Source organism: Ancylobacter aquaticus (assembly GCF_004339465.1).
Lineage (GTDB): Bacteria > Pseudomonadota > Alphaproteobacteria > Rhizobiales > Xanthobacteraceae > Ancylobacter > Ancylobacter aquaticus.
On record NZ_SMFY01000007.1, the window covers coordinates 17,206 to 35,341 of the forward strand.

At 67.9% G+C, this 18,136-nt stretch carries 11 protein-coding genes; 5 read left to right on the forward strand and 6 right to left on the reverse strand.

Annotation, left to right across the window (positions count from 1 at the left end; all coding sequences use genetic code 11):
• The first annotated feature begins 322 nt into the window (after nucleotides 1-322).
• From gltB to EV667_RS21850, 3 genes are all read left to right on the forward strand, one after another.
• Nucleotides 323-5,059, forward strand: coding sequence for a glutamate synthase large subunit (gene gltB, locus EV667_RS21840; protein WP_425359054.1), 4,737 nt, complete (start codon nucleotides 323-325; stop codon nucleotides 5,057-5,059).
• A gap of 248 nt (nucleotides 5,060-5,307) precedes the next feature.
• Nucleotides 5,308-6,732: a glutamate synthase subunit beta gene (locus EV667_RS21845; RefSeq protein WP_131837429.1), complete on the forward strand. Its 1,425-nt coding sequence runs from the start codon at nucleotides 5,308-5,310 to the stop codon at nucleotides 6,730-6,732.
• 8 nt (nucleotides 6,733-6,740) lie between these two features.
• Nucleotides 6,741-7,205, forward strand: a complete 465-nt coding sequence (locus EV667_RS21850) for a bleomycin resistance protein (protein ID WP_131837430.1) — start codon at nucleotides 6,741-6,743, stop codon at nucleotides 7,203-7,205.
• Between the two features lie 57 nt (nucleotides 7,206-7,262).
• Here the strand turns inward: EV667_RS21850 and EV667_RS21855 are convergent, their stop codons facing one another.
• Together EV667_RS21855 and EV667_RS21860 are read right to left on the reverse strand one after the other, a co-directional pair.
• Nucleotides 7,263-8,609, reverse strand: a complete 1,347-nt coding sequence (locus tag EV667_RS21855) for an SGNH/GDSL hydrolase family protein (RefSeq protein ID WP_131837431.1) — start codon at nucleotides 8,607-8,609, stop codon at nucleotides 7,263-7,265.
• A gap of 97 nt (nucleotides 8,610-8,706) precedes the next feature.
• Complete coding sequence (locus tag EV667_RS21860; RefSeq protein WP_131837432.1) at nucleotides 8,707-10,086, reverse strand: lytic murein transglycosylase; 1,380 nt, start codon at nucleotides 10,084-10,086, stop codon at nucleotides 8,707-8,709.
• A gap of 246 nt (nucleotides 10,087-10,332) precedes the next feature.
• On the opposite strand from EV667_RS21860, the gene EV667_RS21865 reads away from it, so the two are divergent.
• Nucleotides 10,333-11,223 (forward strand): UTP--glucose-1-phosphate uridylyltransferase, encoded by an 891-nt coding sequence (locus EV667_RS21865; protein ID WP_131837433.1) that lies wholly within the window; start codon nucleotides 10,333-10,335, stop codon nucleotides 11,221-11,223.
• A gap of 93 nt (nucleotides 11,224-11,316) precedes the next feature.
• Here the strand turns inward: EV667_RS21865 and EV667_RS21870 are convergent, their stop codons facing one another.
• The 4 genes from EV667_RS21870 to ubiG form a co-directional block, all read right to left on the reverse strand.
• On the reverse strand, nucleotides 11,317-11,736 hold the full coding sequence (locus tag EV667_RS21870) for a DUF2267 domain-containing protein (protein WP_131837434.1): 420 nt from the start codon (nucleotides 11,734-11,736) through the stop codon (nucleotides 11,317-11,319).
• Nucleotides 11,737-11,817: 81 nt separating this feature from the next.
• Complete coding sequence (gene clpB, locus EV667_RS21875; protein WP_131837435.1) at nucleotides 11,818-14,436, reverse strand: ATP-dependent chaperone ClpB; 2,619 nt, start codon at nucleotides 14,434-14,436, stop codon at nucleotides 11,818-11,820.
• A 176-nt stretch (nucleotides 14,437-14,612) separates the two neighbouring features.
• Nucleotides 14,613-15,884, reverse strand: a complete 1,272-nt coding sequence (locus EV667_RS21880) for an MFS transporter (RefSeq protein ID WP_131837436.1) — start codon at nucleotides 15,882-15,884, stop codon at nucleotides 14,613-14,615.
• Nucleotides 15,885-15,975: 91 nt separating this feature from the next.
• Nucleotides 15,976-16,725, reverse strand: coding sequence for a bifunctional 2-polyprenyl-6-hydroxyphenol methylase/3-demethylubiquinol 3-O-methyltransferase UbiG (ubiG, locus tag EV667_RS21885; protein ID WP_131837437.1), 750 nt, complete (start codon nucleotides 16,723-16,725; stop codon nucleotides 15,976-15,978).
• A gap of 159 nt (nucleotides 16,726-16,884) precedes the next feature.
• Between ubiG and EV667_RS21890 the strand changes: the two genes are divergently transcribed.
• Nucleotides 16,885-18,135, forward strand: coding sequence for an aspartate kinase (locus EV667_RS21890; RefSeq protein ID WP_131837438.1), 1,251 nt, complete (start codon nucleotides 16,885-16,887; stop codon nucleotides 18,133-18,135).
• The last annotated feature ends 1 nt before the right edge of the window (nucleotide 18,136 follow it).

Here is an 18,136-nt window from a genome sequence, read left to right on the forward strand (position 1 = left end):
CGGTTGCGACCGAGCGGCGCAACGGCGTTGCGCGCGAGGCCCGGGCGCCTTACCGTTCCTTGCGCACGACGCCCGCCCTTCGCAAGAAGCGTGAAAAATCGCGTCGGTCTTGGCGCGCGCGGCGCTTGTGCCCGGACGCCAATTCTGGCATCTTCGCGGTTGATAGGGCAGTCATGCTGTCCTATAATTCGGATGCGCCTGCCCTTCCGGGGCGTGGCACGAAGGATGCTAGCGTCGTTCGGTGAGCGAACACGCCTTGCGGGGGAGCGCCCGGCGAGGTCCATACGTGTCGGCGCCGGGCGTTAGGACGACCCTTGAGGGAGTGACGGGAATGACAAAGGAAATGGGCGGCCATGCCGCGCGCGCGATTGGCCAGGCTTCGGCTCGCCCGGCCACGACGGACCGCGCCACTACATCCATTTCCCATATCGACCCGGGCCTGCCCGTGGCGCAGGGGCTCTATGACCCGCGCAACGAAAAGGATTCCTGCGGCGTCGGCTTCATCGCCGACATCAAGGGCCGCAAGTCGCACCAGATCGTGCAGGACGGCCTGAAGATCCTGCTGAACCTCGAGCACCGTGGCGCGGTGGGTGCCGATCCGCGCGCCGGCGACGGCGCCGGCATGCTGGTGCAGTTGCCGCACAGGTTCTTCGTCAAGGAAGCGGCCAAGCTCGGCTTCGAGCTGCCGGAGCCCGGCCATTACGCCGTCGGCCACGTTTTCATGCCGCACGACACCGAAGGGCACGAGATCATCCGCGCCACCATGGAACAGGTGGTGGCGGAAGAAGGCCAGGTGCTGCTGGGCTGGCGCGAGGTGCCGACTGACAATTCCTCGCTCGGCCACACCGTGCTGCCGACCGAGCCCAAGCACGTCCAGGTGTTCGTCGGTCGCGGCGAAGCGGTGGCCAGCGAGGACGATTTCGAGCGCCGGCTGTTCGTGCTGCGCAAGGTGATCTCCAACGCCATTTATTCCGCCAAGGACCCGCGCACGGCGGGCTATTACGTCGTGTCGCTGTCCTGCCGCACGCTCGTCTACAAGGGCATGTTCAACGCCGACCAGCTCGGCGCCTATTATGGCGACCTGCATGACGAGGATTTCGAGAGCGCGGTGGCCCTCGTCCACCAGCGCTTCTCGACCAACACCTTCCCGGCCTGGTCGCTCGCCCATCCCTACCGGATGGTCGCTCATAACGGCGAGATCAACACGCTGCGCGGCAATGTGAACTGGATGGCGGCCCGCCAGGCCTCCGTCGACAGCGAGCTGTTCGGCAACGACATCTCGAAGCTGTGGCCGATTTCCTATGAGGGCCAGTCGGACACGGCGTGCTTCGACAACGCGCTCGAATTCCTCATCCAGGGCGGCTACGAGCTGCCGCACGCCGCGATGATGCTGGTGCCCGAGGCCTGGGCCGGCAACCCGCTGATGAACGAGGAACGCCGCGCCTTCTACGAGTACCACGCCGCCATGATGGAGCCGTGGGACGGGCCGGCCGCCATCGTCGCCACCGACGGGCGCCAGATCGTCGCCATGCTCGACCGCAACGGCCTGCGGCCGGCGCGCTACATGGTGACGACCGACGACAAGATCGTGCTCGCCTCGGAAATGGGCGTGCTCACCTTCCCCGAAAGCGAGATCATCACCAAGTGGCGCCTGCAGCCGGGCCGCATGCTGCTGGTCGACCTGGAGGAAGGCCGGCTGGTGCCGGACGAGGAGATCAAGACCGCCCTCGCCCAGGCGCATCCCTACAAGGAGTGGCTGCAGCGCACCCAACTGGTGCTGGAGGAACTGCGCTCGGTGGAAGCACGCGAGGTCCGCACCGACGTGTCGCTGCTCGATCGCCAGCAGGCCTTCGGCTACACCCAGGAAGACCTCAAGATGCTCATGGCGCCGATGGCGACCACGGGCCAGGAGGCGGTCGGCTCCATGGGCTCGGACACACCCATCTCGCCGCTGTCGAAGAAGTCGAAGCCGCTCTTCACCTATTTCAAGCAGAACTTCGCGCAGGTGACGAACCCGCCGATCGACCCGATCCGGGAAGAGCTGGTGATGAGCCTCGTCTCGTTCATCGGGCCGCGGCCGAACATCTTCGACCTTGAAGGCAATTCCCGCCGCAAGCGGCTGGAAGTGCGCCAGCCGATCCTCACCAATGAGGATCTGGAGAAGATCCGCTCCATCGGCTTCATGGAAGAGCGCTTCGACACCCGCACGCTCGACATGACCTACCCCTCCGACAAGGGCGCGGCGGGCATGGGCGATGCCGTCGAGCGGCTGTGCGAGCGCGCCGAGGCGGCGGTGCATGGCGGCTACAACATCATCATCCTCTCCGACCGCCTGGTCGGGCCGGACCGCATCCCGATCCCGTCGCTGCTGGCGACGGCCTCCGTGCACCATCACCTCATCCGCAAGGGCCTGCGCACCTCCGTCGGCCTCGTGGTGGAGACCGGCGAAGCGCGCGAGGTGCACCATTTCGCCTGCCTCGCCGGCTATGGCGCCGAGGCGATCAACCCCTATCTCGCCTTCGAGACGATGATCGACATGCGCGTCGACATCCCCGAGGAGGTGTCCGAGGACGAGATCGTCAAGCGCTTCATCAAGTCGATCGACAAGGGCCTGCTCAAGGTCATGTCGAAGATGGGCATCTCGACCTATCAGTCCTATTGCGGCGCGCAGATCTTCGACGCCGTCGGCCTCAACCAGGAGGTCGTCGACCGCTATTTCTCCGGCACCGCCTCCTCCATCGGCGGCATCGGCCTCACGGAAATCTCCGAGGAAACCGCGATGCGCCATCGCGACGCCTTCGGCGACGCGCCGATCTATCGCACCGCGCTGGATGTCGGCGGCGACTACGCCTACCGCCTGCGCGGCGAGGAGCATGCCTGGGACCCCGAAACGGTCGCCGTGCTGCAGCACGCGGTGCGCGGCAATGCGCAGGACAAGTACCGCCACTTCGCCAATCTGGTGAACGACGCCGGCGCCAAGACGCTCAACATCCGCTCGCTGTTCCGCATCCGCGAGGCCGAGGAATTCGGTCGCGCGCCGGTGCCCCTCGATGAGGTCGAGCCGGTGGCCGACATCGTCAAGCGCTTCGTCACCGGCGCCATGTCGTTCGGCTCCATCTCGCGCGAGGCGCACACCACGCTCGCTATCGCGATGAACCGCATCGGCGGCAAGTCCAACACCGGCGAGGGCGGCGAGGAAGCCACCCGCTTCAAGCCGCTGCCCAATGGCGACAGCATGCGTTCGGCGATCAAGCAGGTCGCCTCGGGCCGCTTCGGCGTCACCGCGGACTACCTCGTCAACGCCGACATGATCCAGCTGAAGATGGCGCAGGGTGCCAAGCCCGGCGAAGGCGGACAGCTGCCCGGCCACAAGGTCGACGCGGTGATCGCCAAGGTGCGCCACTCCACCCCCGGCGTTGGCCTCATCTCGCCGCCGCCACACCATGACATCTACTCGATCGAGGATCTGGCGCAGCTGATCTACGACGTGAAGAACGTCAACCCGGAAGCCGATGTTTCGGTCAAGCTGGTCTCCGAGGTCGGCGTGGGCACGGTCGCGGCCGGCGTCGCCAAGGCGCGCGCCGACCACATCACCATTTCCGGCTTTGAAGGCGGCACCGGCGCCTCTCCCCTCACCGCGCTGAAGCATGCCGGCTCGCCCTGGGAGATCGGACTTGCCGAAGCGCACCAGACGCTGGTGCTTAACAATCTGCGCGGGCGCATCGCGCTGCAGGTCGATGGCGGCCTGCGCACCGGGCGCGACGTGGTGATCGGCGCCCTGCTCGGCGCCGATGACTTCGCCTTCTCGACCGCGCCGTTGATCGCGGCCGGCTGCATCATGATGCGCAAATGCCACCTCAACACCTGCCCGGTCGGCGTCGCGACGCAGGACCCGGTGCTGCGCAAGCGCTTCAAGGGCACGCCCGAGCACGTCATCAATTACTTCTTCTTCGTCGCCGAGGAAGTGCGCGAGCTGATGGCTGCCATGGGCATACGCAACTTCAACGAGCTGATCGGCCGCTCCGACTGGCTCGACCAGCGCGAGGCGATCGAGCACTGGAAGGCCAAGGGGCTCGATTTCAGCCGCATCTTCGCCAAGCCCGAGGTCGGACCGGAGGTCTCGATCTACCATACCGAGCGGCAGAACCACCCGATCCAGCACGTGCTCGACCGCACCTTGATCGCGCAGGCAATGCCGGCGCTGGAGAGCGGCGAGAAGGTGGAGATCCACAGCCAGATCAAGAGCATCAACCGCTCCGTCGGCGCCATGCTCTCGGGCGAGGTGGCCAAGCGCTATGGCGATACCGGCCTGCCGGAAGACACCATCGACATCCATCTGACCGGCACCGCCGGGCAGTCCTTCGGCGCCTTCCTCGCCACCGGCATCTCGATGACGCTGGTGGGCGAGGCTAATGACTATGTCGGCAAGGGCCTTTCCGGCGGGCGCATCGTGGTGCAGCCGGCCAAGGACTGCGCCGTCGTGCCGGAGGAGTCGATCATCGTCGGCAACACCGTGATGTACGGCGCCACCTCCGGCGAGTGCTACTTCCACGGCGTCGCCGGCGAGCGCTTCGCGGTCCGCAACTCCGGCGCCATCGCGGTGGTCGAGGGCACGGGCGACCATGGCTGCGAGTACATGACCGGCGGCATCGTCGTCGTCATCGGCCAGACCGGGCGCAACTTCGCGGCCGGCATGTCCGGCGGCGTCGCCTATGTGCTGGACGAGGACAACAGCTTCAAGAAGCGCTGCAACCTCTCCATGGTCGACCTGGAGCCGGTGGAAGAGGAAGAGGACCTTCTGGAGCGCCTGCACCACCATGGTGGCGACCTCGAGTTCAAGGGCCGCATCGACATCATGGCGGATATGGGCCACCACGACGAGGAGCGGCTGCACCAGCTCATCGCCAAGCACCTGCACTACACGGGTTCGCATCGGGCGCAGACCATCCTCGACAACTGGGCGAGCTATCGCGGCAAGTTCGTCAAGGTGATGCCCGTCGAGTATCAGCGGGCGCTGCGCGAAATGGAGAAAATGCGCGGCTTGCAGGCGGCCGAATAGCCGCCTCCGCACCGATCGCGCGTTGTCTCGGCCACACCCGCAGGGCGCCGCGCCGGGATCGCTCTCCGAAGGAGGACGATCCCGGCACCGGCCTCACGGCAGTTCCGGGATGACGGCCGGAGGTGTCGAAACCAGCAGCTTGGCGCGGCGCTCTGCCGCGCCGCCATTTTCCAACTGGCATGTTTGATGTATCTGGCACCGGAGGTGGAATGCCTCCAAGGTGGCGGTGCTCCGCGAAAGAGGGCGCAATGGGCAAGGTTACGGGCTTTCTGGAAATCGATCGGCGCGAGGCGAAGTATCAGCCGGCGTCCGACCGCATTCGTCACTTCCGCGAATTCACCCTGCCCCTGCCGGACGCCGAGGTCGCCAACCAGGCCTCGCGCTGCATGGATTGCGGCGTGCCGTTCTGCCATGGGCCCAATGGCTGCCCGATCCACAACCAGATCCCGGACTGGAACGACCTCGTCTATCACGGCAATTGGGAAGAGGCGGCGCGCAACCTCCACTCGACCAACAACTTCCCCGAATTCACAGGCCGCATCTGCCCGGCGCCGTGCGAGGAAGCCTGCACGCTTAACCTCGAAGACGTGCCCGTCGCCATCAAGACCGTCGAGCAGGCCATTGCCGACCGGGCGTGGAAGGCCGGCTGGGTCAAGCCGGAGCCCGCCGCGCACAAGACAGGACGCAAGGTCGCGGTGGTCGGCTCCGGCCCCGCGGGCATGGCGGCGGCCCAGCAACTCGCCCGCGCGGGGCATGAGGTGCATGTCTATGAGCGCGAGCCCAAGGCCGGCGGCCTGCTGCGCTACGGCATCCCCGACTTCAAGATGGAAAAGCACTATATCGACCGCCGCGTCGCCCAGATGGAAGGCGAAGGCGTCACCTTCCACTACGGCGTAAATGTTGGCGTCACCACGCCGCTCGACGAATTGCTGGAAGGCCATGACGCGGTGCTGATGTGCGGCGGCTCGGAATCCCCGCGCGACCCCGCGTTGCCGGGCCAGGAGCTGGAAGGCGTGCATTACGCCATGCCCTATCTGGTGCAGCAGAACCGCCGGGTCAGCCATGAGGACGTCTCGCGCGAAAAGCCCCTGATTGCGGCCGGCAAGCATGTGGTGGTGATCGGCGGCGGCGACACCGCCTCCGACTGTGTCGGCACGGCGTTCCGCCAAGGCGCCCTGTCGGTTCACCAGCTCGACATCCGTCCCGTTCCCCCGCTGAAGGAGGACAAGCTGGCGGTGTGGCCCTACTGGCCGACCAAGTTCCGCACCTCTTCCTCGCAGGCCGAAGGCGCCGAACGGGAATTCGCCGCCGCCACGCTTGGCATCGAGGGCAAGAAGGGCCACGTCACCTCGGTGAAATGCGCCCGCGTCGACGCCAAGCGCCAGCCCATCCCCGGCACCGAGTTCCTGATCAAGGCGGACCTCGTCTTCATCGCCCTCGGCTTCATCCACCCGCTGCGCGCGGGCATGCTGGAGCAGGAGGGCCTCGCGATCGACAAGCGCGGCAATGTCGGCGCCACCGATCTCGACTACGCCACCACCGTGCCAAAGCTGTTCGCCGCCGGAGACATGCGGCGCGGTCAGTCGTTGGTGGTGTGGGCAATCCGCGAGGGCCGCCAGGCGGCGCAGTCGATCGACGTGTTCCTGATGGGCAGTTCCGTCCTGCCGCGGTGAGAAGCGAGATGGCGGACAGCCCTGCCGGCGGAGGCCCCTCCCCCGCGCCGGATTTCGTCTGGGCGCCGCTGGTGCCCGAACTGCTGGTGGCGAACCTCGCCGCCAGCCTTGTCTTCTGGTGTGATCTCTGCGGCTTCGAGATTGCCTATCGCCGGGACGAGGATGGCTTCGCCTACCTCGCGCGCGAGGGTGCGCAGCTGATGCTAGAAGAGCGGGGCGAGGGCCGCCAGTGGATCACCGGCCCCCTCGAACAGCCCTTTGGCCGGGGCATCAATTTCCAGATCACGGTAGGTGCGGTGGAGCCGATCCTCGATGCGCTCGCCGTCGCGGGCTGGCCGCTCCACATGGCACCGGAAGACAAATGGTATCGCGCCGGCGAGGATGAGGTGGGCGTGCGCCAGTTTCTCGTTCAGGATCCGGATGGCTATCTCATCCGCTTTTCGGCCAGCCTTGGCCGGCGGCCGCTCGGCTGATCCAGACACAGGGATTTTCCCGGCCCCCGCACCCGGCTTTTCATGTCCGCCGATGGTTCAGGGCGTCGACGTGCCGGGCAGCGGTGTCTGCGGCATGGGCGGCACAAGCGGCTCGTCCGGCTGGCCCGGTGGCCAGCGGAAATCGTCGGTGCGCCCGGCCACCGCCGGCGGCGCCGTGCCCTCGACCAGCATGCGAGCGGGCTCGGGCGTGGCATCCTCTTCCATCGGCGAGCGGCGGATATCGGTTGCCGACAGCACGCCCGGCGCGCCGGCGAGGGTGCGGGCATTTCCTGCCGGCGGGCCGCCGGTCAGCATGATGATGGAGGGGCGCGCATCCGCCGGGTCGGCCGCCGTCGCCGGCAGGTCCTTCCCCGTGAGGAGATCGTCGAGCTTCTGGTCGACGAAGAAGGCCAGCTTGCGCGCGCCCGCGCGGGTAAAGCCGACGCCGTCGGCAGTGCGCAGCCGGCGTCGCTGGCCGTCCACGGCGGGGCCCGACATCATGAACTTGCCGTTCTCGTCGACGAAGCCGTCGGTCACGTCGACGAAGATGAAGCCGCTGCGCTCGACCATCTCCTTCAGCAGGGCGTTGTAGCGCGTGATCTGCTCGTTGCGCACCGCGTCTTCCACGGGCGGCAGGCCCACCACCACCACGTTTCGGCGCTGCAGCTTCAGCGCCAGCAGGAAATCCTCGACGCGGCGGGAATAGAGGTCGCGCCAGCGCTCGTCGAAGAGTTCCGCCCGGGCCCCCGTCCCGTCGGTGATCGGCTCCAGATCGTGGCTGCCGGCGAGCACGACGATGACGTTGGCCTGCTCGCTGCCCGTCGGCAATTGCCGCGCGGCGGCGATGAGGTCGACCCCCCGTCCCGGGCCGAAGCCCGCATCGGCCTCGGAGCGGGCGACGACGGCAGCGGTCTCGCGGTCGGCGGCGAAGGCATCCGCCAAGCCTTGCGCCAGCGTGCCCGCCTGCTCATCACCGAATACCAGCACAACCTCCTTCACCTCGTCGGAAGCGGCGCGTGCCTCGCTGGACGAGGCGTGGACCTTGCCGCGCGGGTCAGCCGGCTGCTGCACCACCACGGGCGGCGGAGGCGCGAATTGCGGTTCGACCGGCCGCACGCGCCGGGGCCGGTTGTCGCGGCGGCCTCCGAACAGGTCCATCAGCGGCTGAAAGGGCGACCAGGCGCGACGCGGCTCGGCAGGCGGCGGGGCGGCGCGCTGCTGGGGACGCGCCTGCTGGCGCTGCTGCGGTCGCTGCTGCTGTGTGGGGCGCGCGGAGGGCTGGCCGACGTCGCCCGGCGGGCGGAACCAGTCGCCCTGCGCCTGCGCCAGCGAGCAGCCGGCGACAAGCACGCCGGCCACCGCCAGCGCCTTCAGTCCGAGCCGGTTGCCGAGCCGCCCGCGCATGAGCCGTTTCCCGATGCCTGTATCGATGCCGATACTCCCCCGCACGGGTGGACCATTATCGCGGCTGTTTCAAGACCCCCGCCCTCGCGGCGCGGTATCAGGAACCGCTGCGCAGGCTGTCCAGCACCTCGCCGCTGGCCAAGCCATCCGGCGCCAGCCCCGCCGCGACCTGATAGTCGCGCACCGCCGCCCGCGTCTGCGCGCCGAGGGCGCCGTCATGCGGGCCGACATCATAGCCGCGCGAAGCGAGGCGCTTCTGCAGTTCCGAGCGCTCGTTGCGCGACAGGGCGCGCTGGTCCGGCCAGGGCTGGACGAAGGGTCCGCCGCCGCGCAGGCGGTCCGCCAGATGGCCGATGGCCAGCGCATAGGCGTCGGCCGGGTTGTAGCTGAGAATGGCCTTGAAATTGTCGGTCATCAGGAAGGCCGGGCCCTTGGCGCCGGCGGGCAGCAGAAGATAAGCCATCTCACCGGCCGGGGGCATCGGCCGCCCGTCGGGGCGATGAATGCCCAGCGCCGCCCATTCGCGCATCGTCTTGCGCCGGTTCTTGTCGGCGAGCAGATAGTCGAAGCGGCGCGGCAACACGACCTCATAGCCCCAGCTGCGGCCCTGCTGCCAGCCGCCACGCTTCAGCTTGTTCGCGGTCGAGCCCATGGCGTCAGCCACCGAATCCACCACGTTGCGATGGCCGTCGCCGTCAAAGTCCACCGCATCGCGCTGGAAGGCGGTGGGCATGAACTGAGTGAGGCCGAAGGCGCCGGCCCACGAGCCGCGCAGATGGCTCTCGGGAATGTCGCCGCGGTCGACGATGCGCAGGGCGGCGACGAACTCGTCGCGGAAATAGGGCTTGCGGCGGCCGACGCAGGCGAGCGTGCCGGTGGCCTCGATCACCGGGTAGGAGCCCCTCGCGCTGCCGTAATTGGTCTCTATGCCCCAGATCGCCGCGACCACATAGCGGTCGACCCCGTAAGTGCGCTCCACCTGCTCAAACACTACCGCGTTCTGCGCCATCGCCTCGCGGCCCTTGCGGATGCGGGTCTCGGAGACCAGCATCTCGACATAGTCGCCGGCCGTGCGGGTGAATTCGGGCTGGGTCTGCAGCTTGTCCATGATGCCGATGTCGGGCTTCAGCCCCGCCGTATAGCGCCGGAAGCCGGCGGCGGAGACGCCCGCCGCGCGCGCCTTCGGCTCCAGCGCGGCGATGCAGCGGCTGAAATTCGCCTCGTCGCGGGCCAGCGCGGCGGGGGCCATGTCGGGATGGGTGGAAGGCGTGGCCGTCGCAACGGAGCGGGCCGCCGGACGGGCCTGCGGGCGCGCCTGGGCTGCCGTGCCCGGCGCGCTGGCATGGACGGCCGGCGGCGCGGAAAAGGCGCCGGTGATGTCGTCGGAGCCTGCGCATCCGGCAAGGCCGAAGCAGACGATGGCGACGCCGGCAATAAGGCCGGCATGCCCCCGGTCGGAGGCCGTGCGGTGAACCATGACGCAATCCTAACGCAGAAACCGGCGATGATTAGGCCAGCTTCATGGTTGCGGGGATGTTAACGTGGAGTCACTTTCCTCTGCGGCACCGGCGGGCCGCGTGAAAGTGACCGGCGCCGGAACCTATTCCGCCACCTCCGCATTAACCCGCCGGTGCATTCACACGAGCGAAGCGTTAAGTTCGTTTCGGTACGAGTTTCGCTCTTCGGCCTGAACCTGCGTCATCAAAAGCGGCATATTCCCCCGATGGTAAAACCTATTCGCAAAGCGATCCTGCCCGTCGCCGGCCTCGGCACGCGCTTCCTGCCCGCCACCAAGGCGGTGCCGAAGGAAATGCTCACCGTGGTGGATCGTCCCGTCGTGCAGCACGTGGTGGACGAGGCGCGCGCCGCCGGCATCGAGCACATCGTGTTCGTCACCGGCCGCAACAAGGGCGTGATCGAGGATCATTTCGACCGCCAATATGAGTTGGAAGACACGCTGCACGAGCGCGGCAAGATTCATTTGCTGGAGCGGCTGCGCGAGGAGACGATGGGTCCCGGCGCCACCAGCTTCACCCGTCAGCAGCTTCCGCTCGGCCTCGGCCACGCGGTGTGGTGCGCCCGCGACATCATCGGCAACGAGCCCTTCGCGCTGCTGCTGCCGGACATGCTGCACAAGCCGGCCAACGGCAAGGGCTGCCTCGGCCAGATGGCGGAAGCCTATAAGCGCACCGGCGGCGGCAACCATCTCGCGGTGTATGAAGTGCCGCCGGAGCAAACCGACCAATACGGAATTGTCGGCCTCGGCGACCAGATGGCCGATGGCGTGCACAAGATCGCCCGCATGGTGGAGAAGCCGAACAAGGACGTCGCCCCGTCCAATCTCGCCATTTCCGGTCGCTATATCCTCCAGCCGGAAATCTTCGACCTGCTCGCCACCCAGGAGCGCGGCGCCGGCAACGAGATCCAGTTGACCGACTCCATGCTGAAACTGGCGCAGAGCCAGGATTTCTACAGCGTCACCTTTGACGGCGCGATCTATGATTGCGGCTCGAAGCTCGGCTTCCTCATGGCCAATGTCGCCTACGCGCTGGACAACCCGGAAATCTCCGGCACCTTCCGCCCGGAGCTGGACGCGCTGCTCGCCAGGGGCTGAGGACGCCGCCGGAGGGATGCCGCTGCGCGTCCCGCCCCCGCGGAGGAGATCGAGCCCGGCGCATCCCCTGCGCCGGGCTTTTCCGTGCCCCTCTCAGGCGTGCCAGAACGCCGCCGCACCTTCCGGCAGCGTCGCCAGCACCCGATCGAAGGGCTCCTTGTCGACCTGCCGGCGCAGAGCGCGGGCCACATCCGTCAGGCAACTGCCAGGCGCAAAATTATGGTGCTGGCGGAGCGCCTGAACTTCCCGCGTCAGCGTCGCCCGATCGGCAAAGGGCAGGACAGGTTCCGCAAGGTCCCAGCGGGAGACGAAGATAGCGCGCAGGATCGGCGGCAGCACATCGGCGAAGGCCAGCGCCTGCTGCGGCATCAGCCGACGGCGAAAGGTGCGCAGCACCCCCTCGACCATCGTGTAGGTCTGGTTGCGGGTCGCCAGACCCGAGCCGTCGCGGGCATCGGCGAGGAACCGCTCGAAATCGTCGGAGGCGTGCTGCAGCTCCATCGGTATCGGCATCGCCCGCTCCCCTCCCCTCATGAAAGAAGGGCCCCGCGAGAGGGCCCTTCGGTCTTCATACGTAGCGGCGGGGCGTGCCGGTCAGGCCGCCTCTTCCGCCGTGCGGGCGCGGGTGTCGAACAGCAGTTCGTTCGCCCCGCGCTCGACCTTCACCGCGTCGCCATCCTTCACCGTGCCGGCGAGGATGCGGCCGGCCAGCGGGTCCTGCAGCAGCTTCTGCATCACCCGCTTGAGCGGGCGCGCGCCATAGGCCGGGTCGTAGCCCTTCTCGGCGAGGAAGTCCCGCGCCTCGGGGGTGATCTCCAGCGCGATCTTGCGCTCTTCCAGCAGCTTCTCCAGCCTCTTCGCCTGGATGTCGACGATCGTGCCCATCTGGTCGCGGCGCAGCCGGTGGAACAGGACGATCTCGTCGACGCGGTTGAGGAATTCCGGGCGGAAGTGCGAACGCACCACGCCCATCACCTCCTCGCGCACCGCCTCGCTGTCCTCGCCATCGGGCTGGTTCACCAGATATTCGGCCCCGAGATTCGAGGTCATGATGATCAGCGTGTTGCGGAAGTCGACCGTGCGGCCTTGCCCGTCCGTCAGCCGCCCGTCGTCGAGCACCTGAAGGAGGACGTTGAACACGTCGGGGTGCGCTTTCTCGATCTCGTCGAACAGCACGACCTGATAGGGCCGGCGCCGCACCGCCTCGGTGAGCGCGCCGCCCTCCTCATAGCCGACATAGCCCGGAGGGGCGCCGATCAGCCGGGAGACCGAGTGCTTCTCCATGTATTCCGACATGTCGAGGCGCACCAGCGCGGTGTCGTCGTCGAACAGGAACGACGCCAGCGCCTTGGTCAGCTCGGTCTTGCCGACGCCCGTGGGGCCGAGGAAGATGAACGAGCCAATCGGCCGGTTGGGGTCCTGCAAGCCCGCCCGCGCACGGCGCACCGCGGTCGAGACGGCCTCCACCGCCTCCTTCTGGCCCACCACGCGCGTGGAGAGCATGTCCTCCATGCGCAGCAGCTTGTCCTTCTCGCCTTCCAGCATCTTGTCGACGGGAACGCCGGTCCAGCGCGAGACGACGCCGGCGATATGGTCGGGCGTCACCGCCTCCTCCATCATCGTGCCGGCCTGCACCTCACCGGCGGAATCCTTCGCCTCGATGGTGGCGAGTTTTTTCTCCAGCGCCGGAATGGTGCCATAGGCGAGTTCGCCCGCCTTCTGGTACTCGCCGGAGCGCTGGGCGATGGCGAGGTCGGCGCGCGCCTTCTCAAGATCGCTCTTGATCTTCTGGGCGTCGCCGAGCTTCTCCTTCTCCGCCTTCCAGCGCGAGGTGATGGACGCCGACTGCTCCTCCAGATTGGCGAGTTCCTTCTCCAGCTTCTTCAGCCGGTCCTTGGAGCCGGAATCGCTCTCCTTCTTCAGCGCCTCCTGCTCGATGCGCAGGCGCACGATCTCGCGGTCGATATTATCCAGTTCCTCGGGCTTGGAATCGACCTGCATGCGCAGGCGCGAGGCCGCCTCGTCGACCAGGTCGATCGCCTTGTCGGGCAGGAACCGGTCGGTGATGTAGCGATTGGACAGCGTCGCCGCCGCCACCAGCGCGGAGTCCGTGATCCGCACGCCGTGGTGCAGCTCGTACTTCTCCTTGATGCCGCGCAGGATCGACACTGTGTCCTCAACCGTCGGCTCGGAGACGAAGACGGGCTGGAAGCGACGGGCGAGCGCCGCGTCCTTCTCCACATGCTTGCGGTACTCGTCGAGCGTGGTGGCGCCGACGCAGTGCAGCTCGCCGCGCGCCAGCGCCGGCTTCAAGAGGTTCGACGCATCCATCGCGCCATCGGTCTTGCCGGCCCCGACAAGCGTGTGCATCTCGTCGATGAACAGGATGATGCCGCCCTCGGCCGCCTCGACTTCGGAGAGCACGCTCTTCAGCCGCTCCTCGAACTCCCCGCGATACTTCGCGCCGGCGATGAGCGAACCCATGTCGAGCGCGAGCAGGCTCTTCTCCTTCAGGCTTTCGGGCACGTCGCCATCGACGATGCGGAGCGCGAGGCCCTCGACGATCGCCGTCTTGCCGACGCCGGGCTCGCCGATGAGCACCGGGTTGTTCTTGGTGCGGCGGGACAGGACCTGGATGGTACGGCGGATTTCCTCGTCGCGGCCGATCACCGGGTCGAGCTTGCCCTCGCGCGCCGCCTCGGTGAGGTCGCGGGCGTATTTCTTCAGCGCGTCATAGGCGTTCTCCGCCGTGGCGCTGTCGGCCGTGCGGCCCTTGCGCAGCGCCTCGATGGCGGTGTTGATCTTCTGGGGCGTCGCTCCGGCCTTGAGGAGGATCTTGCCCGCCTCGCTGTCCTTCTCGAGCGCGAGCGCCAGCAGCAGCCGCTCGACGGTGACATAGCCGTCGCCGGCCTTCTTGGCTGCCTGTTCGGCGGCCTCGAAAACGCGGGCCGTGCCCGGGGCGAGATAGACCTGCCCGGCGCCGGAACCCTGCACCTTGGGCAACTTCTTCAGCACCGCCTCGGTATCGCCCAGCACGATGCGGGGATCGCCGCCGCTGCGGGTGATCAGCCCGGCGCACAGGCCTTCCGGATCGTCGAGCAGCACTTTCAGCAGGTGCTCGGGGGTGAATTGCTGGTTGCCCTCGCGCAGGGCAAGCGACTGGGCGGACTGGACGAATCCGCGCGCGCGCTCGGTATAGATTTCAAAGTTCATTTCGCGTTGCCTCCTGGCCCCCCGCCCGCCCTCTGAGGCACGAACGGTGTTGTGGGACGACGGCGCCCGTATCCCGGCCACCGTGACGGACCCCGTTGTGGCGATCCATCGGTCTTCATGTAGTGTGGCGAAACGGCAACGGAAGGGCGTTGCGGAGGATCAAAAGCGGATTTTCCTCAGGCGGCTGCGGGCTTCACGTCCGGGGCGGTGCCGGGCCGGCCGGGTTCGGTTCCGCCCGGGCATCCGCCGATCACATAGGCGCCGGCCGCCAGCAGCGCCACAGCCCCCAGCACGAGGAAGGCGGAAGAATAGCCGAGCTGCTGCGCCACCATCCCGCCGAGCAGGGTGGACAGCGAGGCGCCGATGCCCTGCGCCGTCATCGCGAAGCCGAGGCCGAGATTGAAACGGCCCGAGCCGGCGAGGATGCGCGCCACGAGGCCGGGTGTCGCCACCCCCAGCAAGCCGGCGCCGACGCCATCCAGCATCTGCACCGGAATGAGCGCCCAGAACGCCCCGTAATGCACCGCCGCCGCCGCGACCACCCCGCGAATCGGCAGTGCCGCGAGGGCGAGCAGCAGCACGAGGCGATAGCCCCGCCGCGCCCCCAGCCAGGCGGCGACCAGCGCCATCGGGATCATCGTGCCCTGCGCCACCACCACCGTGGTCGCGGTCAGCGCGCTCGGGTCCGCTCCCGCCGTGGCCACCATGGCCTGACCGAAAAGCGGCAGCATGGCCGCATTGCCGAGATGGAACAGGCCGAAGGTGATCGCCGCCGTGACCAGCGCCGGCTCGCGCAGCAGGCGGCCGATGCTCTCGCGTGCCTTGCCCTCGCCGGCCGGCGAGGCAACCGCGCCGCGCGCCGCTTCATGGTCGATGGCGTCAGCCGGAATCGCCAGCACGGAGAGCGCGCCGAGAAGCGCCATCGCGCCCAGCAGCGCGAACACCGCCGGCAGCCCGAACCACCAGCCGAGCACCCCGGCCAGCACGGCGGCGAGGATGTTGCCGGCATGGTTGAAGGCCTCGTTTCGCCCCAGCTGGTGGTCGAAGCCGCCCGGCCCGACCAGGCCGAGGGTCAGCCCGGCAATGGCTGGCAGCAGGGCGGCGGCGGCGACGCCGTTCACCGCCTGCGCCAGCGCCACCGTCGCGAAGTGGGGAATGGCGAGGATCGTCAGCGACGCCGCAAGGATGGCCGCCGAGCCGATGACGATGATCGCCCGCTTGGCGCGGCTCGCATCCACCAGCGCGCCCATCGGCATGGTCGCGGCCATGCCCACGAGCCCGCCCAGGGTCATCACGAGGCCGATCTCGGCCGGCCCCCAGCCCTTTTCCTGAAGAAACACGCCGAGAAACGGCCCAAGCCCGTCGCGCACATCGGCGAGGAAAAGGTTCAGCGCGGCGAGCGCCGCGAGTGGCGAGAGCCACGCGACCGTGGAGGGCGAAGAGCGCATGAACGGGGTTCCCGGCGGTGATATCGCACCGATAAGTCGCCGCTGCCCGCCCGGTTCCGGTCCGCTCGCGCCATTTCGCCGCGGCGTGCCGTCAGGCGGCCGCGCGGCGCTCCGCCAGCATCATGTAGTTGACCGAAAGGTCGCCCGAGCGCCGCCATTCATCGGCCAGCGGATTGAACACCACGCCCTCGCGCGCGATCACATCGAGCCCCCCCGTCTCCAGCGCCGACTGGAGTTCCTCGGGGGTGACGAAGCGGTTCCAGTCATGGGTGCCGCGCGGCAGCCAGCCGAGCACATATTCGGCGCCGACGATGGCGAGGGCAAAGGAGCGCTTGGTGCGGTTCAGCGTCGCCGCCACCATGAGGCCGCCCGGCTTCACCATCTCCGCCGCGCGGGCGAGGAACAGGTCGACATCGGCGACATGCTCCACCACCTCCATCGCCATCACCACGTCGAAACGCTCGCCCTCATCCGCCAGCGCCTCGGCGGTGGTGGCACGGTAGTCTACGGGAAGGTCGCTCTCCTGCGCGTGCAGCGCGGCGATGCGCACATTCCGCTCGGCCGGATCAATGCCGACGACGCTGGCCCCCATGCGGGCCAGCGGCTCGCTGAGCAGGCCGCCGCCGCAACCAATATCGAGCAGGCGCAGCCCCTCCAGCGGGCGCATGGCGCGCGGGTCGCGGCCGAAATGGGCGATGATCTTCTCGCGCAGAAAAGCCAGCCGGACCGGGTTGAACTTGTGCAGAACCCGCATCTTGCCGCGCGGATTCCACCACTCGGCGGCGAGGGCGGCGAAGCGCTCGACTTCCCGGGGATCGACGGTGGTGGCGGTCGCGGTCATTGGCGCCTCATCTTCGCCCGGCGGTGCCGAGAGGGATTCCAAGCTCGCGCGGCGGCGTTGCGGGCGCGGCGCGAGGTGGATATGTATACGCGCCTTTTGGGCCGGAGCCCACCTTCCTCCCGCCCGGCCCCACAGAAGAACACGGTACGGTTTCCCGCAATGGCACGTCTGGTGATGAAGTTCGGCGGCACCTCGGTCGCCAACATTGAGCGCATTCGCATTGTTGCGCGGCATGTCAAACGGGAAGTGGAGGCCGGCCACCAGGTCGCCGTCGTCGTCTCGGCCATGTCCGGCAAGACCAACGAGCTGGTGGCCTGGTGCCGCGAAGCCGCCATGCTGCACGATGCGCGCGAATATGATTCCATCGTCGCCTCCGGCGAGCAGGTGACATCCGGCCTGCTGGCCATCGTGCTGCAGGACATGGGCATTCCGGCCCGCTCCTGGCTCGGCTGGCAGTTGCCCATCTCGACCGACGACGCCCATGGCGCCGCCCGTATCCTCGACGTGAATGGCGAGGAAATCGTCGCCCGCTTCGGCCAGGGCGAGGTGGCTGTTATCGCCGGCTTCCAGGGCATCCACCTGCCAAGCGGGCGGCTCACCACGCTCGGGCGCGGCGGCTCGGACACCAGCGCCGTGGCGATCGCCGCCGGCATCAAGGCGGATCGCTGCGACATCTACACCGACGTCGACGGCGTCTACACCACCGACCCGCGGATCGTGCCCAAGGCGCGCCGGCTGGAGAAGGTCGCTTTCGAGGAAATGCTGGAAATGGCGTCGCTCGGGGCCAAGGTGCTTCAGGTGCGCTCGGTCGAGCTTGCCATGGTACACAAGGTCCGCACCTTCGTGCGCTCCAGCTTCACCGATCCGGACGCTCCGGAACTCAAGACCGCCGGCGACCCGCCCGGCACCCTGATTTGCGACGAGGAGGAAATCGTGGAGAGTGAAGTCGTCACCGGCATCGCCTTCGCCCGGGACGAAGCCCAGGTCAGCATCCGCCATGTGCCGGACCAGCCCGGCATCGCGGCAAACGTGTTCGTGCCGCTCGCGGAAGCGAACATCAATGTCGACATGATCGTCCAGAACATTTCGGCCGAGGGCTTCACCGACATCACCTTCACCGTGCCGACCGCCGATTTCGAGCGCGCCAAGGCGTCGCTCGCCGGCGTGCGCGACCAGATCGGCTTCCAGAGCATCGAGGGTGCGACGGATGTGGTGAAGGTGTCGATCATCGGCATCGGCATGCGCTCCCATGCCGGCGTCGCCGCCCGGGCCTTCAAGGCGCTTTCCGAGCGCGGGATCAACATCCGCGCCATCTCCACCTCCGAGATCAAGATCTCGGTGCTGATCGACGCCGCCTATACCGAGCTTGCCGTGCGAACGCTCCATTCGGTATACGGGCTCGACGCCTGAC